Raw genomic sequence first — 22166 nt, 5'->3', positions numbered from 1 at the left:
TGGCCAATATGGTCGGGGGATGACGACCGAGTCCGACTCCTTCCCCCGCAGGCACGCCCGCACCCAGCGTTTCACTCTCGGCGCGCCGCGTTCGTTCACGGTGGCCCCCGACGGCTCCCGCGTGGTGTTCCTGCGCTCCGGCTCCGGCACGGACCGCGCGGGCGCGCTCTGGGTCCTCGATCCGGCGGACGGCACGGAACGCCTGGCCGCCGACCCGCGCGCCCTCCTCGGGGGCGCCTCGGAGGACCTCTCGACCGAGGAGCGGGCGCGCCGTGAACGCAGCCGCGAGGCCGGTGCCGGCATCGTCGGCTACGCCACCGACGCGGGCGTGGAGCTGGCGTCTTTCGCCTTGTCAGGGCGGCTTTTCACGGCCGAGCTGAGGGCCGGGACGGCCACCGAGCTGCCGGTCGCCGGCCCGGTGATCGACCCCCGTCCGTCCCCTGACGGGCGACTCGTCGCCTATGTCGCAGGGGGCGCGCTGCGGGTGGTGGGCGCGGAGGGCGGGGACGACCGGGCGGTCGCGGAGCCGGAATCGGACCCGGTTTCCTATGGATTGGCCGAGTTCATCGCGGCCGAGGAGATGGACCGTTCGCGCGGGTTCTGGTGGGCTCCGGAGTCGGACCGGCTGCTGGTCGCCCGGGTGGACGACACGCCGGTGGAGCAGTGGTGGATCTCCGATCCGGCCCAGCCGAAACGTGACCCACGCCACGTGCGTTATCCGGCGGCCGGGACGCCCAATGCTGACGTACGGCTGTTCGTGTTCGGTCTCGACGGGGTGCGCACGGAGGTCGTCTGGGATCGTGCGCGCTATCCGTATCTGGCGCGAGTGCACTGGTCAGGGGCGGGGGCGCCGTTGCTGCTCGTACAGGCGCGCGACCAGCGAAGTCAGCTGTTCCTGGCGGTGGACACCGACTCCGGAGCGACCCGGATGGTGCATGCCGACGAAGATCGGATTTGGCTGGAACTTTTCCCTGGAGTGCCCTGTTGGAGCCCCTCGGGGCAGCTGGTCCGGATCGCCGACGAGGGCGGCGCACGGGTCCTCACGGTCGGCGAACGCCCGCTGACCGGCGACCATTTGCAGGTGCGGGCGGTGCTGGACGTCACGTCCGACGACGTGCTGGTCGCCGCCTCAGCCGGGGCCGGCGCGGCGGCGCCCGAGGTCGGCGAGGTGCACGTCTACCGGGTGAACGAGCTCGGCGTCGAGCGTTGCTCCCAGGAGCCCGGCGTGCACGGGGCGGTCCGCGCCGGGAACGTGACCGTGCTGACGTCGGCGGTGCTGGACCGGCCGGGCACCGTGGCGCGGGTGCTGCGGGACGGGAAGCCCGTCGCGTCCGTCGGGTCCTGTGCGGCGGATCCGGGCCTGACCCCGCGCGTGAAGCTCGTAGAGGGGGGCGCACGGCATATTCCGTGCGCCGTTCTGTTGCCCTCGAACCACCGCGGCGACGCCCCTCTGCCCGTGCTCATGGACCCCTACGGCGGTCCGCACGGGCAGCGGGTGGTGGCCGCGCGCAACGCGCACCTCACCTCCCAGTGGTTCGCCGACCAGGGCTTCGCGGTGATCGTCGCCGACGGCCGGGGCACGCCCGGCTGGGAGAAGGCGATCCACCACGACTTCACGGTCGCCCTCGACGACCAGATCGAGGCGCTGGAGGATCTGGCGAAGAACCACCCCCTCGACCTCTCCCGGGTGGCGATCCGCGGCTGGTCCTTCGGCGGCTGGCTCGCCGCCCTCGCGGTGCTGCGCCGCCCCGACGTCTTCCACGCGGGCATCGCCGGCGCCCCGGTGACCGACTGGCGGCTCTACGACACCCACTACACCGAGCGCTACCTCGGCGACCCGGCCACGTCACCGGCGGCGTACGCAAAGAGTTCGCTGGTCACCGACGGGGGGCTGGCCGAGCCCGCCGAACCGCACCGGCCGCTGATGATCGTCCACGGCCTGGCCGACGACAACGTGGTCGTCGCGCACGCCCTGCGGCTGTCCTCGGCCCTGCTGGCCGCCGGCCGCCCGCACGAGGTGCTCCCCCTGTCGGGCGTCACCCACATGACCCCGCAGGAACAGGTCGCGGAGAACCTGCTCCTGCTCCAGGTCGACTTCCTCCGGCGTGCCCTTGGACTGAGCAGCGACAGCGACACACCACAGGACAGCGCAACCATCGGTTGAGGAACCACGACGAGACACCAGCCGGCTCCGCGAGAGCGGCGCCGGCTCAGGCGCGGAAAAGCGGGCCGGGGCGACATGCGCCCCGGCCCGTTTACGGCACCCGCACGGCCGTACGCTGTTCAGCCTGACGCGTCCGTATATCGGAATCGGGTCGGCCAAGTTGCCTGCGTGTTAACGCGGTTGCTGCGCAAATGTGCGGTTGCGTCGACCCGTGCGGTCTCGGACCGGTCTGCGTCAGGCCTGTGGTTCCTCCGGCGGGACGACCTGCTTCAGCTCGGCGAAGTGGCACGCCGAGTCGTGCGCCTCGGGCCCCGTGGCGTGGCGGAACTCCGCCGGGACGGCCAGCGCGGGCACCTCCAGCGCGCAGCGCTCCCGCGCCTTCCAGCAGCGGGTGCGGAAGCGGCAGCCGGAGGGGATGTTCGTCGGCGACGGCACGTCGCCCACCAGGATGATCCGCTCCCGGTGCTCGCGCGCCTCCGGGTCCGGCAGGGGCACCGCGGACAGCAGGGCCTGGGTGTACGGGTGCGTGGGATGGTCGTAGATCTCGGCGTCGCGGCCGATCTCCACGATCCGCCCGAGGTACATGACCCCGACGCGGTCGGAGATGTGCCGGACGATCGACAGGTCGTGGGCGATGAACAGGTAGGACAGGTCGAACTCGCTCTGCAGCCGGTCCAGCAGGTTGATCACCTGCGCCTGCACCGACACGTCCAGCGCGGACACCGGCTCGTCGGCGACGATCACCTCGGGGCGCAGGGCCAGCCCCCGCGCGATGCCGATGCGCTGGCGCTGGCCTCCGGAGAACTGGTGCGGGTACCGGTTGATGTACTCCGGGTTGAGCCCGACGACGTCCAGCAGATCCTGGACCTTGCGCCGCCGGTCGCCCTTCGGGGCCACTTCCGGGTGGATCTCGTACGGCTCCCCGATGATGTCGCCCACCGTCATCCGGGGGTTGAGGGAGGTGTACGGGTCCTGGAACACCATCTGGATGTTGCGCCGGACCGCCTTGAGGGCCCGCCCGGACAGCTTGGTGATGTCCTCGCCCTTGTACCGGATCTCGCCGGCCGTCGGCTTCTCCAGGTTGACCAGCATCTTGGCGACGGTCGACTTGCCGCAGCCCGACTCGCCGACGATGCCGAGGGTCTCGCCACGGTGCAGGGTCAGGTCGACCCCGTCGACGGCCTTCACCGCGCCGACCTGCTTCTTGAAGAGGATGCCCCGGGTGAGCGGATAGTGCTTGACCAGCCCGCTGACCTCCAGAATCGGCTCAGTCATGCAGGCACTCCCTCCAGAAGTGGCAGGCGCTGGTGCGGTCCGCGTCGGAGTCCTCGACGTCGTACAGCGGCGGGACGTCCCGGCGGCACACCTCCCGGGCCATCGGGCAGCGCGGGTTGAAGGCGCAGCCGGGCGGGATGTGCATGAGGTTGGGCGGCAGGCCCTTGATGGCGTAGAGCTCCTGGCCCTTCTGGTCGAGCCGCGGGATGGAGTCGAGCAGGCCTCGGGTGTAGGGGTGGGCCGGCGCCTTGTAGATGTCGTGCACGGGGGCCGACTCGACGATCCGGCCCGCGTACATGACGGCGATGCGGTCGGCGACGTCCGCGACCACGCCGAGGTCGTGGGTGATGAGGATGAGGCCCATGTGGTACTCGCGCTGCAGATCCGCGAGCAGGTCCATGACCTGGGCCTGGACCGTGACGTCGAGGGCGGTGGTCGGCTCGTCGGCGATGATCAGCGCCGGCTCCAGGGCCATCGCCATCGCGATCATGATGCGCTGGCGCATGCCGCCGGAGAACTGGTGCGGGTAGTCCTTGACCCGTTCCCGGGCACCGGGGATGCGGACGCGGTCCATCAGCTCGACGGCCTTGGCGCGCGCGTCCTTCCGTGACATCCCCCGGTGCACGACGAACATCTCGCCGAGCTGGTCGCCGACCGACAGCACGGGGTTCAGGGACGACAGGGCGTCCTGGAAGATCATGGCCATCTCGGCCCCCCGCACCTTGCGGCGCTCGTCCTCCTTGAGCTTCAGCAGGTCCCTGCCCTGGAAGAGGATCTCGCCGGAGGTGATGCGGCCGGGCGGAATGTCGAGGATGCCCATGATCGCCTGGGCGGTGACGGACTTGCCGGACCCGGACTCGCCGAGTACCGCGAGCGTCTCGCCGGCGTCCACGCCGTAGCTGACGCCGTTGACGGCCCGGGCGACACCGTCCCGGGTGCGGAACTCCACGTGCAGGTCGCGCACTTCGAGCAGCATCCGCCCGTCACCTCAGCTTCGGGTCGAGGGCGTCGCGGACCGCGTCGCCGAGCATGATGAAGGCCAGGACCGTGAGGGCCAGGGCGCCCGAGGGCCACAGCAGGGCGTGCGGGGCGTTGCGGATGTACGGGGAGGCGGCGGAGATGTCGATGCCCCAGGAGACGGTCGGCGGCTTCAGACCGACGCCGAGGTAGGAGAGGGTCGCCTCCAGCGCGATGTACGTGCCGAGCGCGATGGTCGCCACGACGATCACCGGGGCGACCGCGTTGGGCGTGATGTGCCGCAGCAGCAGCCGGGAGTGGGAGGCGCCCAGGGCACGGGCCGCCTGGACGTAGTCGTTCTGCTTGGCCGTGATCACCGAGCCGCGGGCGATGCGGGAGATCTGCGGCCAGCCGAGCAGCACCATGAACCCGATGACGGGCCAGACGGTGTTGCTGGTCACCACGGAGAGCAGGACGAGGCCGCCGAGGACGACGGGGATGGCGAAGAAGACGTCGGTGATCCGGGACAGGATCGCGTCCCCCGACCCGCCGAAGAACCCGGCCAGCCCGCCGAGCACACTGCCGAAGAGCGCGACGCCGAGCGTGGCGAGGACGCCCACCGTGACGGACGTACGGGCGCCGTAGACGACGCGTGTGTAGACGTCACAGCCCTGGCCGTCGAAGCCGAAGGGGTGGCCGGGCTGAGAGCCCTCCTGGGCCTTGGACAGGTCGCACTTGAGGGGGCTCAGCCAGGTGATGGACCCGGGCCACAGGGAGATGAACACCAGGAACAGGATGACCAGGGCGGAGACGATGAAGACGGGGTTGCGGCGCAGGTCCCGCCAGGCGTCGGACCACAGGGAGCGGGCCTTCTCGGGCGGACCGGAGCCCTGCGGGCCGCCCGGGGCCTTCTCCAGCGTCTCCCCCTCCGCCGTGGCGAGGTCCATCGCCCCGCCCATGCCGGTGTCGGCGATGGCTCCCTCCTCCGGTGTGCGGCCCGCGCCCGGCAGATGATGCTCCGGCGTCGGCTCAGGCATAGCGGATCCTCGGGTCGAGTACGGCGTACAGGAGATCGACGAGCAGATTGGCCACCAGGAACACCAGGACGAGGACGGTCACGAAGCCGACGACGGTCTGGGTGTTCTGGCGGAGGATCCCCTGGTAGAGCTGGAAGCCGACGCCGTGGATGTTGAAGATGCGCTCGGTGACGATCGCGCCGCCCATCAGGGCCCCGATGTCGGTGCCGATGAAGGTGACCACCGGGATGAGGGAGTTGCGCAGCAGATGCCGGGTGACGACCCGGCGGCGCGGCAGCCCCTTGGCGATCGCCGTGCGGACGTAGTCGGACCGCTTGTTCTCCGCGATCGAGGTGCGGGTCAGCCGGGTGACGTACGCCAGCGACACGGACGCCAGCACCAGCCCCGGCACGATCAGTTCGCCGAACTCGGCGTCCGAGGAGACGGACGGTTTGATCCAGCCCCACTCCACGCCGAGCAGCAGTTGCAGCAGCAGGCCGGTGACGAAGGTGGGGACGGAGATCACCACGAGGGTCAGCAGCAGGACCCCGGTGTCGACGGGCCGGCCCCGGCGCAGGCCCGTCACGACGCCCAGGGTGATGCCGATGACGATCTCGAAGACGATCGCCACGACGGTCAGCCGGATGGTGACCGGGAACGCCGTCGACATCAGCTCGGTGACCGGCTGGCCGTTGAACGCCGTACCGAAGTCTCCGGTGAAGACGTTCCCCATGTAGGTCAGGTACTGCTGCCACACCGGCTTGTCGAGGCCGAACTCCTTCTTCAGCTGGGTGGCGGTGGCCGGGTCGCACTGCCGGTCACCGCACAGGCCGGCGATGGGGTCGCCCATCACGTTCACCATCAGGAAGATGAGCAGCGTCGCCCCGATGAACACGGGGATCATCTGGAGCAGACGCCGGATCACATACCGGCCCACGGCGGGTCAGCTGACCTTGATCTCGTTGTACACCGGGACGGAGAACGGGTTGAGCTTGACGTTGGAGAGCCGCTCCGAGTAGCCGGCGCTCCCGTTCTGGTACCAGAGCGGGATGGCGGCCATGTTGTCGCGGACGACCTCCTCGGCCTTCTGGAACGTCTCCACGGCCTTGGCGGTGTCGGTCTCGGCGTTCGCCTGGTTGACGAGCGTGTCGAAGTCCTTGTTCGACCACTTGCCGTCGTTGGAGGAGGCGTTCGTGTAGTAGAGCGGCTGGAGGAAGTTCTGGATGAGGGGGTAGTCCATCTGCCACCCCGCCCGGAACGGGCCGCTCATCTTCCGGTCGGTGATCTGGTTGCGGAAGTCGGCGAAGGTGCCGACCGGGTTGCCGACGCACGCCTTGTCGTTGTCCAGGGCGTTGTTGATCGAGTTGCAGACCGCGTCGACCCACTGCTTGTGGGACCCGGTGTCCGCGTTGTAGCTGATCTTCACCTGGCCGCCCGGCAGTCCGCCGCCCTCCTTGATGAGCTTCTTCGCGGCCGCGGGGTCGTAGTCGCAGGCGTCCCCGCACAGGCCCTCCTTGAAGCCGCCCTCCGCGCCGAGCACCGGGGAGGTCCAGTCGGTGGCGGGGGTGCGGGTCTTCTGGAAGATCGTGTCGGTGATCTGCTCGCGGTCGATCGCGCGGGACAGGCCGGTGCGGACCTTTTCCGAGCCGGTGGTGTTCCACTTCTTGTCGTAGAACGGGAACGCCAGCGTCTGGATGATGCCGGCCGGGGTGTTGAGGTAGCGGTCGCCCAGGTCGGCCTTGACGTTCTTGAGCTGGGCCGCGGGCACGTCGTCGACCAGGTCGAGGTTGCCGGCCATCAGGTCGGTGTAGGCGGTGTTGTTGTCGGTGTAGACCTTGAGGGTCACCCCGCCGTTCTGCGCCTTGTCCTCGCCGGGGTAGTCCGCCCACTTCTTCAGCTCCATCTGGGAGCCCTTGGTGTAGGACGCGATCGTGTAGGGCCCGTTGCCGACCGGCTTCTTCAGCCAGCCGGCGTGGTCGCTGAAGAAGGACTGCGGCAGCGGGGCGAAGGCGGGGTAGCCCAGCGTGTCGGGGAAGGTGGAGAACTTCTGCGTGAGCTTGACGGTGAAGGTCTTGTCGTTGACGACCTTGAGCCCGGAGAGGGTGTCGGCGGTCTGCTTGCCGCCCTCGGCGGGGTGGGTGGCCGCGTAGCCGTCGATGTACTCGAAGAAGTACGCGTTCTTCTGGTTGTTCTTCAGGCTCGCGCCGTAGTTCCAGGCGTCGACGAACGACTTCGCCGTCACCTTCTCGCCGTTGCTGAACGTCCAGCCGTCCTTGACGGTGATGGTGAAGTTCTGCGAGTCCGAGGTGTCGATCTTCTCGGCCAGCATGTCCTCGGCCGCGCCGGTCTCCGGGTTGTACCGCTTCAGGCTCCGGAAGATCATGTCGAGGACCTTGCCGCCCTGCACCTCGTTGGTGTTGGCGGGCTCCAGCGGGTTCTGCGGGTCACCCCAGGAGGAACTGAGGACCGCGCCACCGTCGCCGCTGCCGCTCCCGCTGTCGCTCCCCCCGCTGCCGCAGGCCGTCGCCGTGAGCGCTGCCGCGGCCGCGCATGCGACCCACTTGGCGTGCGTGGCTCCACGCATGGGATGCCTCCTCGTTGACTGCGCGCCTGTCGCCCTGTCACCTGATCCTTTACCAGGCGATATCAGTACATAAGCGATTCGACGCACTTTCACCCGTCCGTACGGGTGCAACGAATGCACCCGTGGCACCACACCCGAACGGGCGCACGGATACGGCCGCACGAAGGGGAGCGGGCGGTGGTGAGGCGTCGGGCGAGGCGCGGGCGAGAGCCCCGGCCGCAGGACGAGGCACGCGCGGGGCGCGGGCGGGCAAGACGCGGGCCGACGGAGGCAGCGCGGGCCTGCGGGCGAGACGTGGACGCGCGGGAGGGGCGCGGGACGGCGGGTGGGCGCAGGTCGGTGGGGCGCGGTTACGGAGGGTTCGGGCTGTGCTTGTCGGGTCCTGCGGGCGACGGGACCACCAGCTCGACCTCGAAGCCGTCGGAGTTCTCCAGATAGGCCGCGTAGTGCTCCGGGCCGCCCGCGTGCGGATACCGCTCGGCGAACAGGGGCGTCCAGCCGTGCGCGGGCGCCCGCGCCACCAGCGCGTCGAGTTCGGACCGGCTCGCGGCGTGGAACGCGAGGTGGTTGAGGCCGGGGCGCAGCCGGTCGTGGCCGCCGCCGTCGTCCCGCATCGCCGGGGACTGCTCGACGACGAGGTAGGTCGGGCCGTGCCGCCAGCTGCGGCCCCGGTCCCAGTCCTGGTACGGCTCGTACCCGAGGCCGCCCAGCAGCCAGCCCCACTCCCTCGCCGCCCGGGGCAGATCCGGGACCCACAGCTCGACGTGGTGCAGCATCGTGTCGTCCTCGGCTTTACGGGCGCCCGCCCGCTCGGCGCGGGCGCAGATCGGCGCGGGGAAACGGGTGGGGAGCGTGCGCCGACGTTCGCGGCCTCCGGCAGCACGGGGCTGCCGGAGGCCGCGAACGGGTGTGAGCGCTCGGCTCGACGTCAGGCCGCGTGGACGACGTCCTTCTCCTCGGCGAAGTGACAGGCCGACTCATGGGCGGCCGGCGTGTCGGAGCCCTTGAACCGCTCCGGGATCGCGAGCAGGGGGACCTCCTGCGCGCACTTGTCCTCGGCCTTCCAGCAGCGGGTGCGGAAGCGGCAGCCCGAGGGCGGGTTGGCCGGGGAGGGGACGTCACCGGCCAGGATGATCCGCTCGCGGTGCTCGCGGGCCGCCGGGTCGGGCACCGGCACGGCCGACAGCAGCGCCTGGGTGTAGGGGTGCGTCGGGTGATCGTAGATCTGCTCGTCGGAGCCGATCTCGGCGAGCTTGCCGAGGTACATCACGCCGACCCGGTCGGAGATGTGCCGGACGATCGACAGGTCGTGCGCGATGAAGAGGTAGGAGAGGTTGAACTCCTCCTGCAGTCGTTCCATCAGGTTGATGACCTGCGCCTGGACCGACACGTCCAGGGCCGAGACCGGCTCGTCGCAGATGATGATCTCCGGGTTGAGCGCGAGGCCGCGCGCGATGCCGATGCGCTGGCGCTGGCCGCCGGAGAACTGGTGCGGGTACCGGTTGATGTACTCCGGGTTGAGCCCGACGACGTCCAGCAGTTCCTGGACCTTGCGCCGCCGGTCGCCCTTCGGGGCCACCTCGGGGTGGATGTCGTACGGCTCCCCGATGATGTCGCCCACCGTCATCCGGGGGTTGAGGGAGGTGTACGGGTCCTGGAACACCATCTGGATGTTGCGCCGGACCGCCTTGAGGGCCCGCCCGGACAGCTTGGTGATGTCCTGGCCCTTGTAGAAGATCTCGCCGGCGGTGGCCTGCTCCAGGTTCATCAGGAGCTTGGCCACGGTCGACTTGCCGCAGCCCGACTCGCCGACGATGCCCAGGGTCTCGCCCTGGTGGAGGTCGAACGAGACGCCGTCGACGGCCTTGACCGCGCCGACCTGCCGCTTGAACAGGATGCCCTGGGTCAGCGGGAAGTGCTTGACCAGGTTGCGGACCTGGAGGATGGGCTCACCGCGCTCGACGGGGGCGTCGATCGCGGCGACGGCCTCCGTCTCCGACTGCACCTCGACGGCCTCCACCTCGGAGACGTTCGGTGTGGCGTCCTGCCGCTCGTCGTTCTTGCTGAGCTCAGCCATGGATCGTCTCCTTCCAGAAGTGGCATGCCGAACCTCGGCCGACCAGCTCGGTGCCGTCCTGCTCGGTCACCGGAAGCAGCGCCGGGACCTCCGTACGGCAGATGTCCTGTGCCTTGGGGCAGCGCGGGTTGAAGGCGCAACCGGCGGGGATGTTCAGCAGGTTGGGCGGCAGACCCTTGATCGCGTACAGCTCCTGGCCCTTCTGGTCCAGGCGCGGGATCGAGTCCAGCAGGCCGCGGGTGTACGGGTGCGCGGGGCGCTTGTACAGCTCGTGCACCGGCGCGGTCTCGACGATGCGGCCGGCGTACATGACCGCGATCTTGTCGGCCACGTCCGCGACCACGCCGAGGTCGTGGGTGATGAGGATGAGGCCCATCTGGTACTCGCGCTGCAACTCCGCGAGCAGGTCCATGACCTGGGCCTGGACCGTCACGTCGAGCGCGGTGGTCGGCTCGTCGGCGATGATCAGGTCCGGTTCCATCGCCAGCGCCATGGCGATCATGATGCGCTGGCGCATACCGCCGGAGAACTGGTGCGGGTAGTCGCCGACGCGCTGACGCGCGGCGGGTATGCGCACCCGGTCCATCAGGTCGATGGCCTTGGCCTTGGCGTCCTTGCGGGACAGCCCCTGGTGGGCCCGGAACATCTCGCCCAGCTGGAAGCCGACGGACAGCACGGGGTTGAGGGACGACAGCGCGTCCTGGAAGATCATCGCCATCTTGGCGCCGCGCAGCTTGCGCCGCTCGCTCTCCGGCAGGCTCAGGATGTCCTGGCCCTGGAAGAAGATCTCGCCCTTGCTGATCCGCCCGGGAGGGCTGTCCAGGATGCCCATGATGGCCTGCGCCGTGACGGACTTGCCGGAGCCCGACTCGCCCAGCACGGCGAGCGTCTCGCCCGCGTTGACGCTGTAGTTGACACCGTTGACCGCCTTGGTCACGGAGTCACGGATCTTGAACTCCACGTGCAGGTCGCGGACTTCGAGAAGGGGCGCGGACCCGTCCGGCCCGGCGTTCGAGGGAGCCTGCTCCAGGCTGGTCATGCCATCACCTTCGTCTTGCTTGCTCAGGGGGGTTCGACTCATGGCTGCGGATCACCGGAGCTTCGGGTCGAGCGCGTCGCGAAGGCCGTTGCCCAGCAGGATGAAGCCCAGCGCGGTGATGACGATCGCGATGCTGGGGTAGGTCCACATGAAGTCCTTGACTCCCATGAACCCGCGGCCCGCGGCGATCATGTTGCCCCACTCCGCGACCTCGGGGTCGACGCCGACGCCCAGGTAGGACAGCGACGCCTCGGCCACGATCGCGATGCCGACGTTGCTGGTGCCGTACACCAGGACCGAGGTCAGCGAGTTGGGCAGGATGTGCTTGCGGATGATCCGGCCCTGGCTCGCGCCGAGCGCCTTCGCCGCGTGCACGTAGTCCATCTCACGCACCGACAGGATCTGACTGCGCAGCAGCCGGGCGAACGTCGCCCAGGAGAAGATGCCCAGCGACAGGACCACCGGCATCACGCCGCGGCCCATGAGCAGGATGATGACGATGGCGCCGATCAGCAGCGGGAAGGCGAAGAAGATGTCCGCCACGCGCATGATCACGGTGTCCAGCCAGCGGCCGTAGTAACCGGCCAGCGCGCCGAAGAGGATGCCGAGGGTCATCGCGACGAGGATCGAGGCGAGGCCGACGATCATGGCGATGCGGCTGCCGTAGATGAGACGGGAGAGCTGGTCGCGGCCGAGCGAGTCGGTGCCGAGCCAGTGCCCCGCGCCCGGGGACTGCAGGGTCGCGTTCAGGTCCTGCTCGAGGGGGTCGTGCGGCGCGAGCAGGGGCGCGAATATCGCGGCGAGGATGAGGACGACGATGATGGCCAGGCCGAGCACGGCGAGCTTGTTCTGCACGAAGCGGTGCCGGATGTCGGACCACTGGCTGACCCTGACGACGCTGGGTTCGGCGTCCTTGGAGGCCGAGACGGGGTCGGCCGTCTTCGGCTCGCCCGCGCCTGTGGCGAGTTCGGTCATGGTGTGACTCCTAGATGGGGGCGGCCCTACGGGTCAGGCCAGTCGGATACGCGGGTCCAGAGCGGCGTACAGCAGGTCGACGACCAGGTTCAGCACGACGAAGACCGCCACGCTGATGGTCACCACGCCCACGATGACGGGGTTGTTGTTCTGCTGGATCGCCTGGATCAGCGCGAGACCGATGCCGTTCCAGTTGAAGATCGTCTCGGTGATGATCGCGCCCCCGAGGAGACCACCGAAGGAGATGCCCAGATAGGTGATCACGGGGATGACCGAGTTGCGCAGGATGTGCCGCGTGAGCACCGTGCGCCGCGGAAGTCCCTTGGCCACGGCCGTCTTGACGTAGTCGGCGCCCAGGACTTCGAGCATCGTGCTGCGGGCGAGCTGGGCGACGAGTGCCGCGTCGATGATCGCCAGCGTCACGGCCGGCAGGACGATCGAGTTGAAGCTGTCGTCGGCGATCAACGGGAACCAGCCCAGCTCGATGACGAAGACGCGCTGCATGATCATGCCGAGCACGATCGAGGGGACACCGATCGCCAGCGTGGTGACGAAGGTCGCCGACACGTCCCAGATCGAGTACCTGCGCATCGCCGCCAGCACACCGACCGAGATGCCGATGATGATGTCGAGCACGATCGCGGCGGTGGCCAGCTTGGCCGTGTTGGCCAGCTTCGGACCGAGGATCTCGGAGACCGGCCGGCTCTGCGTGTAGTCCTCGCCGAGGTCTCCCTGGACGAGCTTGCCCACGTAGTTGCCGTACTGCACGATCAGCGGGTCGTCGAGTCCGTACTGCTTGTGCAGCTGCGCGATCACCGCGGGGTCGCGTGCCTTGTCGCTGCCCGCGATCTGCCCGACCGGGTCACCCGGGAGCACGAACAGGCAGGCGAACAGGATCATCGTCGCGCCGAGCACGACGACGACCAACTGGCCCAGCCTGCGGACCACATACCTTCCCATGACTTGCCTCTCTGCCTCGCTGCCGCTCTCGTGGCAGCTCCCTCCCCCCAGGTTGGTGGGGCGGTAGGGGTAAGGGGCGGGAGAGTGGATCACACCGCTCCCGACGGTCGTCGAGGGCCGTGGCATCCGAGAGTGCGTCTCGGTTCCCACGGCCCCCGTCTCCAGACGCCGCGTCGCGCGGCGCCCGGTTACTTCAGGCTGATCTCGGCGAGGTTCGGGTCCTCGTGGAAGTCCATCTTGATGTCGGCGAACTTCTTGGTGTTGGCGAGACGCAGCTGGGTGCGGTTCCACAGCGGGATCAGGGCCATGTCGTCCATGGCGAGCTTCTCCGCCTGCTTGTACAGGTCGTTGCGACCGGCCTCGGCCTCGGTGGCGCGGGCCTTGGCCAGCAGGGCGTCGAACGCCGGGTTGCTGTAACGACCGCGGTTGTCACCGGTGACCTTGCCCGACGCGTCCTTGTTGATGGACGCGGTGTCGAGCAGCGGGTAGAGGAAGTTGTCCGGCGTCGGGTAGTCCGCGCCCCACGCGAAGCGGTACATGCCCGTGGCGCCCGGCTTCTGCTGGTCGGCGAGCAGCTCGGCGAACGGCTTGCCGGTCGCCTTCACCTTCACGCCGAGGACCTTCTCCACCTGCTGCTTGACGGCCTGGATCCACTCCTCGTGGCCGGCGCCCGTGTTGTAGCCGAGCTCGATCGTGGTGCCGGGGGTGAGGCCGGCCTCCTTCGCGAGCTGCTTGGCCTTCGCCGGGTCCGACTTGATGCAGGACTGGCACAGGTCCTTCTGGTACACGCTGGTGAAGGCGGGCGGCAGGATCGTCGTCGACTTGGTCTGCATGCCCTGGAAGACGCCCTTGATGATGGCGTCCCGGTCGATCGCGTACGAGATGGCCTCGCGGGCCTTCTTGTCCTTGAGCGGACCGTTGTCGGTGATCGGGAGAAGGTAGTTCATCCCGTTCGTGTTCTCGTCGATCCACTCACCCTGCGCGTCGTACTTGGCCTTGGCGGCCGGCAGCTGCGGGGTGGGCATACGGGCCCAGTCGAAGGTGCCCGCCTCGAAGCCCTGGTACTCCAGCGTGACGCCGTTGTTGGAGTTGAGGATCTCGATCTTGACCTCGTCGAGCTTGGCCTTGGTCAGACCGTAGCTGTCGTTGCGGACCAGCGTGATCGACTTGTTGTGCTGCCAGGAGCCCTGCATCTTGAAGGGGCCGTTGCCGATCGGCGCCTCGTTGTACGTCTTGTTCTTCGCGTCACCGGCGACCTTGGGCACCGGGCTGAAGACCGTGTGCGTGGTCTTGACGTAGAACTCGAAGTCCGGGGCGGAGAGCTTCACCTGGAGGGTGTTGGCGTCCGGGGCGCTCAGGCCGGACATGGTGGTCGCCTTGCCCGCCTGGACGTCGTCGAAGCCCGCGATGCCGGCCAGGTGGTAGGCGACGTCGGAGGCCGCCGTCTTCTGCGCGACGCGGTTCCAGCCGCGGATGAACGACTCGGCGTCCACCGCTTCGCCGTTGGAGAACTTGGTGCCCGGCTTGATCTTGAAGGTCCAGGTCTTGCCGTCCGCGCTGACCTCCTTGGAGGTGGCGAGGGCCGGGATGACCTTGCCGTCCGCGGTCGGCTCGTACAGCCCCGTGAAGAGGTTGTCCGTGACCAGGATGCCCTCGGACTCCTGGGAGTTGTACGGGTCGATGGCGACCGGCTCCGTGATGCCCAGCCGGAAGGTGCCGCCGGCCTTGCCCGCGCCCTTGCCGCTGCTGCTGCTGTCGTCGTCACTGCCACCACAGGCAGTCGCGGCGAGAGCAATGACGATCGCCCCCGCCACCCACTTGGCGCTGTTGGCACCACGCATGGGGTTCCTCCTCGTGAGTCCTGGTTTTCACCGCAAAAGGGAGCACACAGCACTCACCCGGTCGACAAGGACGGAGAAGGTGGAGTACCCCCGCAGGCTCGTGAGTCGCCGCCCCCTGCAGCGCATGACCCGTCAACCCCGAGCTCTACGCGCCTAACTATCTGGCATGGAATCTGACCGAACCACACCCACGAGGTCTCGGTTCGATCACACCTGGCGTGTACTTCTTCCAAAATCCGGACAAACAGTTAGCAGAAAGATCCCTGCGAAACGGACTTGTTACACATCTATCGGGGATCACTGTCCGTATATCGGACGCCACAGAGGGAAAATCACTTGCGCCCGTATGCCCGGGCGTACCGGCCGGCTCGGGGTGCCCCTCATGGAGCGCCCGGCGGCTCACGGAGGCGCGCCGATGCCGCGCGGACTCTCCGTTCACACAGCAGGTTAGTAGGGAAAGTCGCTCGAAGCGGACTCCGGGCCCAGAACGAAGGGTTTTCCCTACGTGTTCCTTAACACCGGCCGCACAAGCCCCTGCCGGTCCCGGCGGCCTTCCGGCCGTCGCACACCCTCTCCCATCAATGGCCGCGTGAGCTCGCCCGGTTCGGCAGCCGGGGCGGCCTGGTTCGCCGTCCACGTGCGGCTGGACGACGCCGAGCCGGTGCTCGCGGGTCACCACCGGGGCGCCGCCCGGGGCGCGCAGGCAGCGGTCGCGGCCGCCGAGGCGGTACGGCGGATCGCGGCGCTCGAAGACCCGCGCGGGCACGAGGTGTTCGTGCCCCGGGCGATCGCGCCGCGCGAGGTGCACCGGATTCCGCGGGGCCCCGCAGACGGTCGGCCGGCGGTATCTCCCGGACGCGTGGTGTGGGCCGTGGCCGGCTGGACCACCCCCGCGGTCGCCGGGCTGCCGGACCGCCTCGCCGCGGACCCGGACGTCCGGGAAGCGGTGCTCGCGGTCCGCGAACCCTGACGACGGCCGTACGGCCACGGCCGCCGCGACCCCCGGGGCCCCGTCCTCCCGTCCGTCCCGCCTGTCCGCCCCGACCCGCCCGGCAGCCCGCCCGCCGCCGTTCGCACAGAACCCGGGCGCCCCCGTGACGGGGGCACCCGGGCTGCGGAACGTGCCGGAGCGCTGAACTGCCCGCGGTACAGCCGTGCTTGGCGCTGATCAGCCTGTGCCCGGCGCTGGTCGGCCGCGCTGGGAGCGGATCAGCCCGTGCCCGGCGCTGGTCAGCCGTGCTTGGCGCGGCTGGCGGTGCGGGCGCGGTCGCGCTGGTCGAGCACGACCTTGCGGATGCGCACCGCCTCCGGGGTCACCTCGACGCACTCGTCGTCGCGGCAGAACTCCAGCGACTGCTCGAGCGAGAGCTTGCGCGGCGGCACGATCGCCTCGAACGAGTCGGCCGACGAGGACCGCATGTTCGTGAGCTTCTTCTCCTTGGTGATGTTCACGTCCATGTCGTCGGAGCGCGAGTTCTCGCCGACGATCATGCCCTCGTACACCTCGGTGCCGGGGTCGGTGAACAGCACGCCGCGCTCCTGGAGGTTCGTCATCGCGAACGCGGTGACGGCGCCTGCGCGGTCGGCGACGAGCGAGCCGTTGTTACGGGTGGTCAGCGTGCCGAACCACGGCTCGTGGCCCTCGTGGATGGAGTGCGCGATGCCCGTGCCGCGCGTACCGGTCAGGAACTCGGTACGGAAGCCGATGAGACCGCGGGACGGCACGACGAACTCCATGCGGACCCAGCCCGAGCCGTGGTTGGACATGTTGTCCATGCGGCCCTTGCGGACGCCCATGAGCTGCGTGACCGCGCCCATGTGCTCCTCGGGCACGTCGATCGTCATGCGCTCGACGGGCTCGTAGACCTTGCCGTCGACGTCCTTGGTGACGACCTGCGGCTTGCCGATGGTCAGTTCGAAGCCCTCGCGGCGCATCTGCTCGACCAGGATGGCCAGCGCCAGCTCGCCGCGGCCCTGCACCTCCCAGGCGTCGGGACGCTCGGTGTCCAGGACCCGGAGGCTGACGTTACCGACCAGCTCGCGGTCGAGGCGGTCCTTGACCTGACGGGCGGTGACCTTGCGGTCCTTGACCGCGGCCTTGTTGTCGGCGCCCTTGCCGGTGCCGCCCCGGCCGACCAGCGGCGAGGTGTTGGTGCCGATGGTCATGGAGATCGCCGGCTCGTCGACCGTGATGAGCGGCAGCGCGATCGGGTTCTCCGGGTCGGCGAGGGTCTCGCCGATCATGATCTCCGGGATGCCGGCGACGGCGCAGATGTCGCCCGGGCCGGCCTTCTCGGCGGGCTTGCGGGTGAGCGCCTCGGTCATCAGCAGTTCGGTGATGCGCACGTTGGACATGGAGCCGTCACGCTTGATCCACGTGACGGTCTGGCCCTTGCGCAGCTCGCCCTCCTCGACGCGCAGCAGCGCGATACGACCGAGGAAGTTGTCGGCGTCCAGGTTGGTGACGTGTGCCTGGAGCGGGGCCTCCTCGTCGTACTCGGGAGCCGGGACGTGCGACAGGATCGTGGAGAAGAAGGGCTCCAGGCTGTCACTGTCCTTCGGGACCGTGCCGTCCTCCGGCTTGGTCAGCGAGGCGACGCCGTCGCGGGCGCAGGCGTAGACGATCGGGAACTCGATCTGGTCCTCGTCGGCGTCGAGGTCGAGGAAGAGGTCGTAGGCCTCGTTGACGACCTCGTCGATGCGCGAGTCCGGGCGGTCCGTCTTGTTGATGCACAGGATGACGGGCAGGCGGGCCTGAAGCGCCTTGCGCAGCACGAAGCGGGTCTGCGGCAGCGGACCTTCGGAGGCGTCCACCAGCAGCACGACGGCGTCCACCATCGACAGGCCGCGCTCGACCTCACCGCCGAAGTCGGCGTGGCCGGGGGTGTCGATGATGTTGATGGTGACGACGTCCCCCCCGTCCTTGGGGTGGTACTTCACCGCCGTGTTCTTGGCGAGGATCGTGATGCCCTTCTCACGCTCCAGGTCGTTCGAGTCCATCATGCGGTCGTCGAGCGACTCGGCGGCGTGCGCGGCGAAGGCGCCCGCCTGCTTGAGCATGGCATCGACCAGAGTCGTCTTGCCGTGGTCGACGTGGGCGACGATGGCTACGTTGCGAATGTCGTGGCGCGTGGCCATAAAGCGGCGTTCTCCCGGAGTGTGAGGGCGACCCTGCTGCGTACGTCTGTTTACGCGGGCCCTGCCGGGCTTGACACGCCACGGCCTCACCCCATGGTACGTGGCCCTGCGGGGGACGGCCTCCGCAGGGCCACCGGGGTCACCGGCCGCTCACCTGCCGATCACTTGCGGGAGGCACTCGCGGAGGGGCTCCCTGCCTGGCCGGAGGGGGTCTTGACACTCTTCTTCAGGAAGCCCATGTCCTCATAGACGGGGGTCTGGAATCCGAAGGCGCCCACGTTCACCACGTTCTTGCGCACCGCCGTGAGCTGGGGACGCTGGTAGAGAGGAATCGATCCGGCAGCCGCCCAGATCCGCGAGTCCGCCTTGCGGAGGAGGGAGCGGCTGCGGCCCTCGTCCAGGGTCGAGAGCGCCTGGTCGAACAGCTGGTCGACCTGGTCGGTGCCGACCCGTGTGTAGTTCTGCTCGACGCTGAGCGAGCCGTCGGCGGCCGGCTGGGGCTTGGCGTAGATCGGCCGGGCGTCGGTGGCGGGGAAGGCGGACGCCGGCCAGGAGTACAGGGCGAGGTCGTACTGGCCGGACGCGATGTGGTCCTTGAAGTAGCTCTCGTCCGGGACCTTGGTGATCTCCGTGCGGATGCCGACCTTCGCCAGCATCTTCGTGATCCGCTCGGCGACCGTCTCCAGGGACTCCGATCCGGGCCCCGACGGCAGCACGAACCGCAGGCTGAGCGCCTTGCCGTCCTTGGCCAGCGCCTTGCCCGCGGTGCCGGCCGGTGCGGCGGTGCCCTTGGGGGCGGCGGTGCCCTTCGGGGCGTAGGCGCCGGGGAAGCCGCCGCGGTGCGCCTGCCGGTACTGCGTGCCGTCCTGGGCGAGCCGGTGGCCGCCGTCCGCGCCCCTGGCGCTGTTCCTCGCGTTCTCGCTGCCCGCCGCGCGGGTCGTCTCTCCGCGGCCGGTCGTGCCGGGCGCCTTGTCGTCCTCGCCGACGACGTGGGCGCCGTCGTCGTCCTCGGAGCCGTCCTCCTTCTTCCCCGCGGAGCCGGCCGCCTTCTTCCCCGCGGATCCGGCCGCCTTCTCGCCCTTCTCCTTGACCGGGCCGCCGAGCACCCAGCCGGCGTCCGCGAGCAGGGCCCGCGCCTCGGCGGCGTCCTGGTCGCCGAGCGCTCCGCTGTTGTCGGCGTAGACGTCCTGTCCGGCGAGGGCGAGGTGGCTGCCCACGGGCTCCGCGGGCAGCCTCAGCGGCTTCAGCACGATCTCGGCCAGTTCCGTGCGGTCCAGGGCCCGGGCCACGGCCCGCCGCACCCGCTCGTCCGCCAGCGGGCCGGTCTCGCCGTTCAGGGCCAGCTGGGTGTAGGCGGGCTCCAGCGATCTGCGCACCTCGACGGCGCGCAGCGCCTTCTGCTGTTGCTCGAATCGCGCGACCGCCTTGCGCAGATCGGTGAGGGCCATCGTGTCGTCCTCGGCCGAGTCCTCCGCCGAGTCCTTGCCCTTGCTCTCGTCCTTGCCCTCGTCCTTGTCCTCGGCCTTCGCCTTGTCCCCGGTCTTGTCCTTGGCCTTGGCCTTGTCCGCGGCCTTGTCCTTGGCCTTGTCCGCGGCCTTGCTCTCGTCCGTGTCCTCGGCCACGGACAGGCCGTGGGCGCGGGCCCATGCCCGCAGGGCCTGCTCGGCGGCCCGCCCGGAGCCGGTGACGGCGTCGGCCGGCGGTCCGGCCGCGCCGCCCGCCGCGCCGTCGACGCGCTGCGCCGTGGCCGGGTCCACCTCGGCCAGGTCGATCTTCCCGGCGGCCAGCGCGGAGGCCCGTTCGTCGCGCTTGACGGCCGTCAGCGTGATCTCGGAGAGTTTGGCCGGCTTGCCCCACCAGCGCGGGTTGCGGGCGAGGTGCACCTGGTGGTTCTTGGTGTCGACCTTCTGGACGAGGAACGGTCCGGCGCTCACCTTCAGCTTGCGCCGCGCCCCGTCGTTGAAGGCGTCCGGCGTGCCCATGACGTCCTTCGGGTACAGCGGGGAGAAGAGCGAGCGCCAGTCGGAGTAGGGGCGGCTGAAGGTGACCCTGACCTCCAGGTCGTCGTCGCCGCGCTCGATCTTCTCGATGCGCTCGTAGCCGGCGTTGCGGGCGGTCCAGTAGGCGCTGTCCTTACCGGACAGGGCGCGCCACTGGGCGGCGAAGTCGGCGGCGCCGATCTCCCGGCCGTCGCTCCAGACGGCCTGCTGGCTGAGCTTGTACAGAACGACCTGCTTGGGCTCGGTGTCGACGACCTTCGCGGACTCCAGATAGTCCGCGTCGCGCTGTGGCCGGCCCTGCGCGTCGATCCGGAACATCGACGGCAGCACGGCCTGGGCGACCCGGGTCGTGGCGGCGTCGGCGTCCGCCTGGAAGGTGTTGAGGGTCTCGGGCACCGCGTCCACGGCCCAGCGCAGCGTCCCGCCGTCGGCGACCTGGGCGCGGGCGGTCCGGGCGATGTCCTGGCGGGCCAGCGGACGGCTCGCCTCGTCCGTGGACCCGCATCCGGTCAGCAGGGGCGCCGCGAGCACGCCCGCGGACAGGAAGGCGACCGAGCGCATGACCGAACGCAGGCCGACGCTGTCGCAGGACTTCGACATCTCTGGTACCTCCGGGGAGCCGCTGGCAGTGCGTTCTGATCACATTTGGCGGTATTTTGGAGTTGATCAGATCTACGGCCCACTGAAGAGGAAAGGGTTCGCCTGCCGGGAGCGACACGGCGGCAGGGACCCGCAACCCCACTCGTGCGGAGCAACGCACCCCCGTCCGCACCCTGCCCAACCCACCCCGCCCGCGCCCGCTCCACGCCTCTCCGCACCCCCGCGTATCCGCCAATCACTGCACACGCCTTCACATCCACCGGTGTGACGCGCAACACTCGCAGGCGCATGAGCGTTGCCGTCCCTGGCCCGGCCCACGGAAGCGAGGTCATGTCATGTCCGTGCACGACGACCTGACAACCGTCCAGCGTTGCCTCGACGACCTCTCCCGGTCCGTCGGCCGCCTGGAACAGCAGATCGGCAGCGGCGGCCTGGAGATGCGCCGCGTCCGCACCGACGCGGACCACCTGCGGGAGAGCGTCGCGCTGCTGCGCGAGGCGGCCGCCCATCCCGGCGCACCAGGCAAGCCCGAGCTGGTCACCATCCCCGACACCCCCTACGACGACTCCCTGTGGATCGACACGGACGACGAGGGACTCGGCGCCCGGGACCGACACGCACCCTGACCCGAGCGACCGAACGGACCCGACCTCCCGAACCGACCCGAACCGAGCCTCCTGACCCGAACCGGAGTCCTGCGTTGGCCACTGGTACGGAACCCGCCCCCACCGACCCCCATCCCCCGAGCGGCGTACGCGGCGCCGGCCGCGCCGCGATCGCCGCGCCCCATCTGCGGACCGACCGCTGGTGGCTGGCCCCCGCCGCCACCGCCGCCGGTCTGCTGGCGTTCGTCGTCTACTCGACCTGGCGGGCCTTCGCGAACGCCGACTACTACGCGGCCCCCTACGTCTCGCCGTTCTACTCCCCGTGCCTGGCGGAGAACTGCGACACGATGCGGCACGGCCCCAACGCGGATCTGTTCGGCGCCTGGTGGGGGATCTCCCCCGCGATCATCATCCTGATCTTCCCGCTCGGCTTCCGGCTGACCTGCTACTACTACCGCAAGGCCTACTACCGGGGCTTCTGGGCCTCGCCCCCGGCCTGCGCGGTGGCCGAGCCGCACACGAAGTACACCGGCGAGACCCGTTTCCCGCTGATCCTGCAGAACGTCCACCGGTACTTCTTCTACGCCGCGATCGTCGTCGCCGGGATCCTCACCTACGACACCGTGCTCGCCTTCCGCGACGAGCACTACGCGTGGGGTCACATGGGGCTCGGCACCCTCGTCTTCCTGCTCAACATCACGCTGATCTGGGCGTACACGATCTCCTGCCATTCCTGCCGCCACATCGTCGGCGGCAAGCTGAAGCACTTCTCCAGGCACCCCGTGCGCTACCGGGCGTGGCAGTTCGTCGGCAGGCTCAACGCCCGTCACATGCAGCTGGCCTGGGCGTCGCTGGTGAGCGTGGCGCTCGCCGACTTCTACGTCTATCTCGTCGCGTCCGGTGTCTTCGACGATCCGAGGTTTTTCTAGATGCTG

General features: G+C 69.5%; 17 protein-coding genes. 4 read left to right on the top strand and 13 right to left on the bottom strand.

Going from position 1 to position 22166, the window contains the following annotated elements; translation table 11 throughout:
- The first annotated feature begins 19 nt into the window (after positions 1-19).
- A complete protein-coding gene (locus QF032_RS25595) occupies positions 20-2164 on the top strand; it encodes a S9 family peptidase (protein ID WP_307057648.1) in 2145 nt (714 codons plus the stop codon).
- A gap of 234 nt (positions 2165-2398) precedes the next feature.
- Here the strand turns inward: QF032_RS25595 and QF032_RS25590 are convergent, their stop codons facing one another.
- The 11 genes from QF032_RS25590 to QF032_RS25540 all read right to left on the bottom strand — a co-directional run bounded on the left by QF032_RS25590 (position 2399) and on the right by QF032_RS25540 (position 14888).
- The gene (locus tag QF032_RS25590; RefSeq protein ID WP_307045662.1) at positions 2399-3439 is read right to left on the bottom strand and encodes an ABC transporter ATP-binding protein; all 1041 of its coding nucleotides are present in this window, start codon (positions 3437-3439) and stop codon (positions 2399-2401) included.
- On the bottom strand, positions 3432-4415 hold the full coding sequence (locus QF032_RS25585) for an ABC transporter ATP-binding protein (protein WP_307045660.1): 984 nt from the start codon (positions 4413-4415) through the stop codon (positions 3432-3434). Before QF032_RS25585 ends, QF032_RS25590 begins: the two co-directional genes overlap by 8 nt.
- Positions 4416-4422: 7 nt before the next feature.
- Positions 4423-5433, bottom strand: a complete 1011-nt coding sequence (locus QF032_RS25580; RefSeq protein ID WP_307045658.1) for an ABC transporter permease — start codon at positions 5431-5433, stop codon at positions 4423-4425.
- A complete protein-coding gene (locus tag QF032_RS25575; RefSeq protein WP_306949457.1) occupies positions 5426-6349 on the bottom strand; it encodes an ABC transporter permease in 924 nt (307 codons plus the stop codon). Before QF032_RS25575 ends, QF032_RS25580 begins: the two co-directional genes overlap by 8 nt.
- A 6-nt stretch (positions 6350-6355) precedes the next feature.
- Positions 6356-7996, bottom strand: coding sequence for a peptide ABC transporter substrate-binding protein (locus QF032_RS25570; protein ID WP_306949458.1), 1641 nt, complete (start codon positions 7994-7996; stop codon positions 6356-6358).
- A 350-nt stretch (positions 7997-8346) separates the two neighbouring features.
- Positions 8347-8772, bottom strand: a complete 426-nt coding sequence (locus tag QF032_RS25565; RefSeq protein WP_307045656.1) for a VOC family protein — start codon at positions 8770-8772, stop codon at positions 8347-8349.
- A 152-nt stretch (positions 8773-8924) separates the two neighbouring features.
- Positions 8925-10073 (bottom strand): ABC transporter ATP-binding protein, encoded by a 1149-nt coding sequence (locus QF032_RS25560; RefSeq protein ID WP_307057646.1) that lies wholly within the window; start codon positions 10071-10073, stop codon positions 8925-8927.
- Positions 10066-11112, bottom strand: a complete 1047-nt coding sequence (locus QF032_RS25555) for an ABC transporter ATP-binding protein (RefSeq protein ID WP_057584381.1) — start codon at positions 11110-11112, stop codon at positions 10066-10068. The genes QF032_RS25560 and QF032_RS25555 overlap by 8 nt, the downstream gene beginning before the upstream one ends.
- A gap of 51 nt (positions 11113-11163) precedes the next feature.
- Positions 11164-12087, bottom strand: coding sequence for an ABC transporter permease (locus QF032_RS25550; RefSeq protein ID WP_307045652.1), 924 nt, complete (start codon positions 12085-12087; stop codon positions 11164-11166).
- 33 nt (positions 12088-12120) lie between these two features.
- Positions 12121-13047 carry an ABC transporter permease gene (locus QF032_RS25545; RefSeq protein WP_307045650.1) on the bottom strand — a complete coding sequence of 309 codons (927 nt, stop codon included), beginning with the start codon at positions 13045-13047 and terminating at the stop codon, positions 12121-12123.
- Positions 13048-13235: 188 nt separating this feature from the next.
- On the bottom strand, positions 13236-14888 hold the full coding sequence (locus QF032_RS25540) for a peptide ABC transporter substrate-binding protein (RefSeq protein ID WP_307045648.1): 1653 nt from the start codon (positions 14886-14888) through the stop codon (positions 13236-13238).
- 589 nt (positions 14889-15477) lie between these two features.
- Between QF032_RS25540 and QF032_RS25535 the strand changes: the two genes are divergently transcribed.
- Positions 15478-15858, top strand: a complete 381-nt coding sequence (locus QF032_RS25535; RefSeq protein ID WP_307057644.1) for a hypothetical protein — start codon at positions 15478-15480, stop codon at positions 15856-15858.
- Positions 15859-16118: 260 nt separating this feature from the next.
- Here QF032_RS25535 and typA read toward each other — a convergent pair whose 3' ends face one another.
- Entirely contained in the window at positions 16119-18026 is a 1908-nt protein-coding gene (gene typA, locus QF032_RS25530; RefSeq protein ID WP_057584386.1) for a translational GTPase TypA, read from the bottom strand.
- Between the two features lie 161 nt (positions 18027-18187).
- Positions 18188-20626 carry an ABC transporter family substrate-binding protein gene (locus QF032_RS25525; protein WP_307057642.1) on the bottom strand — a complete coding sequence of 813 codons (2439 nt, stop codon included), beginning with the start codon at positions 20624-20626 and terminating at the stop codon, positions 18188-18190.
- A gap of 335 nt (positions 20627-20961) precedes the next feature.
- On the opposite strand from QF032_RS25525, the gene QF032_RS25520 reads away from it, so the two are divergent.
- Positions 20962-21252, top strand: coding sequence for a hypothetical protein (locus QF032_RS25520; RefSeq protein WP_306949466.1), 291 nt, complete (start codon positions 20962-20964; stop codon positions 21250-21252).
- A 74-nt stretch (positions 21253-21326) separates the two neighbouring features.
- Positions 21327-22160: a hypothetical protein gene (locus tag QF032_RS25515; RefSeq protein ID WP_307045644.1), complete on the top strand. Its 834-nt coding sequence runs from the start codon at positions 21327-21329 to the stop codon at positions 22158-22160.
- The last annotated feature ends 6 nt before the right edge of the window (positions 22161-22166 follow it).

Origin of the sequence: Streptomyces achromogenes, from assembly GCF_030816715.1 — a bacterium.
Taxonomy (GTDB): domain Bacteria; phylum Actinomycetota; class Actinomycetes; order Streptomycetales; family Streptomycetaceae; genus Streptomyces; species Streptomyces achromogenes_A.
This window is presented reverse-complemented; position numbering and strand designations above follow the sequence as displayed.